3 protein-coding genes are annotated in these 5,475 nt (G+C 55.1%); all 3 read right to left on the reverse strand.

The window, feature by feature from the left end; genetic code table 11:
* Positions 1–33: 33 nt before the first annotated feature.
* Entirely contained in the window at positions 34–3,306 is a 3,273-nt protein-coding gene (locus JHL17_RS04440; RefSeq protein WP_200190850.1) for a hypothetical protein, read from the reverse strand.
* Positions 3,307–3,768: 462 nt separating this feature from the next.
* Complete coding sequence (locus tag JHL17_RS04445) at positions 3,769–4,191, reverse strand: hypothetical protein (RefSeq protein ID WP_200190851.1); 423 nt, start codon at positions 4,189–4,191, stop codon at positions 3,769–3,771.
* Positions 4,192–4,549: 358 nt separating this feature from the next.
* The gene (locus JHL17_RS04450; RefSeq protein WP_200190852.1) at positions 4,550–5,293 is read right to left on the reverse strand and encodes a TlyA family RNA methyltransferase; all 744 of its coding nucleotides are present in this window, start codon (positions 5,291–5,293) and stop codon (positions 4,550–4,552) included.
* Between the last annotated feature and the right edge of the window lie 182 nt (positions 5,294–5,475).

A 5,475-nucleotide genomic window follows, 5' to 3' on the forward strand; every position in this document is an offset into this window, starting at 1 on the left:
TCTCCAATATCTGGGCAACCACACCGCGTGCGGCTACCCCGAGTCCCTAACAGCCTCTAGTCGCCCTCGAGGAAAGGGAAGCCCATCCGTGGCGGAGCCGGCCTGCAGATCCAGGACACCCTTCTGGTAGTCCCAATAGCCATCCGACTTCCCCAGCGGAATGCTTGCGAGCGCGAGGTCTCCGTCGATTTCCACCCGTTTCCGATTCGCATCATGACGGAGATTGCCACGCAACCGGGCCAGCTCACTGACGCCTTCACCCGGCGCAATCGTCAACAGCGCACCCAACGCAACATTCTCGGGATGATCCAGGTCGACCTGGATGGTGGCCCGTCCGATGGCGAAATAGCCGACGGTAAGCCAACCCGGCACTGTAACGCCGACAGAACCAAGGCGAAGCTTGCCGTTGGCCCGAGCATTGACGATGGTAGAAGCCTCGAAGCCCCCGCTGTCGAAGAGAGGCACCTTCAGCCTGACAGGCCAATGCAAGATCGGAACCCCATCAGGACCGATACTCACCTCGATCGGCGGACTGCCGAGAACCCGCATGCCGAGACTTGCGATCAGCTCCGTAATCTCTCTATCGCCAGGCGCATCCGCAGAAACGCTCAACGATGGTATCAGCCTGATCCTTATTCCGGCTCCTAATTCACCGTAGTATACCTGCCCCGTCACGAATAATCCGCCCGCATCGCCATTCACACGGATGACGTTGACCTCAACCGGGCCAACCCTGGCACGCTTCCCGCGTAGCTTCGCGTCAATCGCGGCCGCGAGAGAAGAGTTCAGGGCATCAGCCAAATTCATGTTTCCGGTTACCGGAAGCTCTGTCGAAACCGGCTCCGTGAGACCGGGAATGGTCACTCGCAAAGGCAACACTAATCGTGGCCCGTCGCGCAGTTGCAAAGCATCGACGATAGGAGATGCGAAGCCGAGCTGCTTCCTAACCGCCGAGATGAACTTGCCGTCGCTCTCGACATGGATTTGCCCAAGCCGTGCATTGCCGATGTTCTTGAGTGGCGAAAGACATATACGGCCGAGAACCGGCAGATCGGCTGTACAAGCTCTATCTCCGTCGGATTGAAGAGGCAAGTCTGCGAAAGGCGGAATATTCGATGACGCTCGCCGTGCCGCAGTAATTGCCGCGCAGCTCGCGACGGCGGTGGCGATCTCTCCGTTGGCGGACTCCAAGATATTGGAAGTCGCCAGATCAATAGTCAGGATCTTGCTGCATCCCTCGACAATTTCCAGACCAAATTGAATTTTGGTGCCATCAACAACAGCACCCACAGCCGCAGCCTTCACAGGAAGCACCTGCCGTCCCTTGGCAAGAATTTCGTTAAGGATGGCCTGGGCGCTCCCATTGCTGAGCGCAAGTTGCATCTGTCCATTGCAGGAGATGTTCAGTGAAACGCGTGGAGCATAACCGAAAGCCGGTCGAAGATCGGCCTCACCCTCCAAATTAACAGCCGTGCCGCCGTTTACGGCATCACATCCGGCTGCTCGCTCGAACCCGCCAGCATCGAGCTTTACCTTGAGCCCCGCAACAGCTATCTGGCGATACTGTAACGCGAAACCAATCTGTTTGATAACGGCCGCACGCAATGTCGGCGCAAGGTCATCCGCGACCTTTAGGCCGGCTGGTCCCATAGAAACACGAAAGGGAGCTAGAGGGGGCATGCCTGGTAAGGAGAAAGTCGGACGAACCGTCATTATGACGATCGGCCCATCGGCAATCTCCACCTGTTCACTGTCGAGTTTAAGCTGGAAAGGATATTGCAGCAGCGACCCGACGCTTTGCTCCATCTGCCGTATGTCGAGATTGTAAGCCGGTGCCGGCGGCCGGAGGACGTGCAGGGTCTCGCTATCTGCCAAGATCGTTCCATGGAGATTAGTAACGCCGAGCGCAATGGGTATTAGGCTATGACTATCGTTTTCAGTTTTACGCAACTTTAGGAGCAAGTCGAGGTGGCCGACTATATCGCAATTTCTGCTCGGTGATGTGCACGGAACAAAACTGAACCGAAATCCGGCTGCACCGAATTCCCTCGACATTTCATCAAAACACACCTCGAATACACCGGATTTTGAAAAACCTTTTGCCGAATTCATACATTCACGCGACAACTGCTTTGCTATTTTACTTTTTACAAACAATACCTTCTGCTCGATCCCGAGCACATTTTCTGCCATTCGAGAGACTTTAACGATAAGCACTTCAGGTTCATATTCTAAAAATTTTTGACTTTCCGTTTTCCATTTATCAATTATCAAATCGATATCTTTGATGTCGTTCGGAAAATTTGCCGCAAGTTGCTCGCGTTGCGACACTGCATCGGCGACAAGTTCATCCAGATAGGCACGACCCAGTTTGGCGACGGCAAGCCGCTCAGCATTCATATCGTCCCGGATCTGAGCAACCACCCTCTGATAGGAGGGCGCATTGTCACTGATCCAGGAAAAAACATCCGGAGCCAAAAAGAAGATTCCATGAATTTCGGATGGATTTCTTAGTACATCCGGAACATTGGATGTCCAGTGAGCAATAAAATCACTACTTGCCGGGAGTATATTTGCTAATTTTTCTAATCCACTCTGCCGAGAATAATAATCAAGGGCGCCAGCCAGTTCTTTTTGTCCCATGAACATTTCAGCTGCACGCTCAACCGTTGCCAAAAGAGCCTGGAAGCAGCGGAATGCATCGGAACCATTGACGCAAGACTGAGACAGTCTTGGCGCATGAGCCATTTGATCCTGGATAAATGGTATCAAGTATTCCGATGCGATCGCGACTGAAACAGCCGCATCGTCTATACGCAACCGGCAGCCCTCAGGGGCACCACTCCCAGGAGCTTCCGCACATCTTTCAAGCTCTTTGGAAAAAGCCCCTCGAAGCATTTCCGGATTTTGTGGAAGTCCATAACAGTTAAGACCTGACGGATGCTCTATACAATTCGGGCGAAGAAGGGCAGCGGTCAAGTCCGGTTTAACCGCTGATTTGGATAGATTCTGGAAACGAGATTGAGCGTCTTGATAGAGCTGCTGGGAATAGTATGGAAGCACCATGAGTAAATGGTGGTCGAGATTTATACCATTTTTCAATTCGGCACTACCCTTGGCAACCAGAAGATCAGCCATGGCACGGAGTGCGAGGTGTGTTCCCCGTGGAAGCAGCGCCGCCGGTTGAGCATGTGCCATCGCCCGGCAGAAGTGGACCAATGCAGCCACTCTCCCTTCATCAGCCCCAATAGCCCGCGCATCGACAAATGCAGTTGGAACGATGGCGCAATCGTCAGCTTGTGACAACGCGGGCTTTCCAAGTCCAGAAAAGATTACACAGAAGGCCATAATAAAAATTGCAAGACATCGAGTCATATCGCCTCACATATTTCGAGTGTTATAGACTCTTACTTTGATATCCTCAACTTTTATGGTATAAGAAAATAAAGCGAAGTCAACGACACACAATGACGATCGATAGGAGATCTTATTTCGGTAAGGGAAATTATAAACAGCATAACAATTATGTATATTTTACATTTTTACATAATGAAAATACTCTCCCGCCTCTCGTTTCGCATGTGCTACAGGTAAATTTATGTATATTTATCCCAATCGAGAACTGCGATCTACTGGCACCATACAGCTTGGCTCCTAAGCGCTCCTGTCCACTCAAGACGGAACGCACCATCTTGCTTTGGCGTCTCCTCGACAGCCGCTTCCAAGCAGTGGATGCAAGCGCAACGTCAAGATGACTAGCGTGCTTTCTTAACCGCCGCTTACAATAATGGTAATCCCTCGGTCTGGGCAGGCGATTGGGTTGTCCGTGCCGTAAAAGGCACGGCGGAGCTTCACGAGCGGACTATCCGCGTCCAGGGGCAACGGCTTCGCATCGGCGCCACGTTTACGAGGCCCCATGAGAATACAGCCTTCAGAATGGCTAGGCAAGAAACCGGGATGCAGGAGTATAGCTGTGCGCGGCTTGCCATCCGCTCGCTTCACCCCGGCAATTTCAAGCAAGAAATCACCATCGCGGGCGATCTCTCCACAGCTGGATTGCACGAAATTCTTATCGGATCGGTAGCGTAGGACACCTTGATAGGTCCCGGTGGTAATCAATTTCTCGGGGTTCTCGTAGAACCGGCCAATGTTCTGTCCGTTGACGCCGATGTCGCCATAGATGCGATCCACTCTCCGATCGCCATCCATAACTTTGTCTCGTCCGAGTCTAATCAGTTCGAGCTTCAGATCCCTATTTCCATTAGCCGGACAAGTGCCTTGCGCAAAGGCCGCCGTCGCCAAGAGCCATGCAGTAGAAGCGGTAACGACAGCCTGCATAATCCTCATGATCTACGTTTACCTCCGCTCAAGAGCCGAGAGATGCGCACGCCAAATGCGAAAATCGATCATAAACGCGAGTATAGGACGTGGCAAGCACTCCGAATGTGTCGCAGGCGGCGCAACTCGTTGGGTCGGGAGATGTGATGAACAGCCTTTTTACCTCTTTAAGACGGTGCCAAGCTGAAGACGATGAAGGAGGCTATATCGGTCAACAAAAACACTTCACCGCGCCGATCAGGAATTCCTTGTTCCCCTCCGGCCCGGTGATCGGGCTTTCGGTGACGTCCAGCACCCGCCAGCCCGGAAGCGCGTCGAGCCACGTCCGGATGCGGTCGCAGACCTCCTGGTGCAGTTCCGGCTCGCGGACCACGCCACCCTTGCCGACCCGGCCCTTGCCGACCTCGAACTGCGGCTTGATCAGGGCGACCAGCCGCCCCCCCGGCACCACGAGGGCCAGCGCCGCCGGCAGCACGATCTCCAGCCCGATGAAGCTGGCGTCGCACACCACGAGATCGACGGGGTCCGGGATCTCGGCGGCGGTCAGGTGGCGGGCGTTGGTCTTCTCCAGCACCACCACGCGCGGATCGTTGCGCAGCTTCCAGGCCAACTGGCCGTGACCGACATCGACGGCGTAGACCTTGGCCGCTCCGCGGGTCAGCAGAACATCGGTGAAGCCGCCGGTGGAAGCGCCGACGTCGACGGCGGTCAACCCGGTCGGGTCGATGGCGAAGACGTCCAACCCCTTCGCCAGCTTCAATCCGCCGCGCGACACCCAGGGATGGTCCTGCCCCTTGACCGCCAGCGGCGCCTCCGCCGCGATCAGGTCGCCGGCCTTGTCGATGCGCTTGGTGTCGGAATAAACCAGTCCGGCCAGGATCAGCGCCTGCGCCTTGGCCCGGCTTTCCGCCAGCCCGCGTTCCACCAGCGCCACATCCGCCCTCACCCGTGCCATTCCGTCGCCCTTCGCTCGCCCGCAAAGGCGCATTCCTGACGCGGAACCGCAAGAAGAGCAAGCCCCGGCTCAGGGTAACGAAGTCAGGTTAACGGTATGCAACGTAAGGCCCTCTCTCCCCTGGGGCTAATCTATCAACACAAGTACCGTGCGAGGGCAGCGCCCTCGCACAGGGTTGAGAA

This window comes from Azospirillum endophyticum (genome assembly GCF_016595245.1).
Lineage (GTDB): Bacteria > Pseudomonadota > Alphaproteobacteria > Azospirillales > Azospirillaceae > Azospirillum > Azospirillum endophyticum.

What these genes read in the sequence shown, in the direction of transcription:
- JHL17_RS04450 (WP_200190852.1), bottom strand. Translation starts at nt 5,293, where the DNA reads ATGGCACGGGTGAGGGCGGATGTGGCGCTGGTGGAACGCGGGCTGGCG.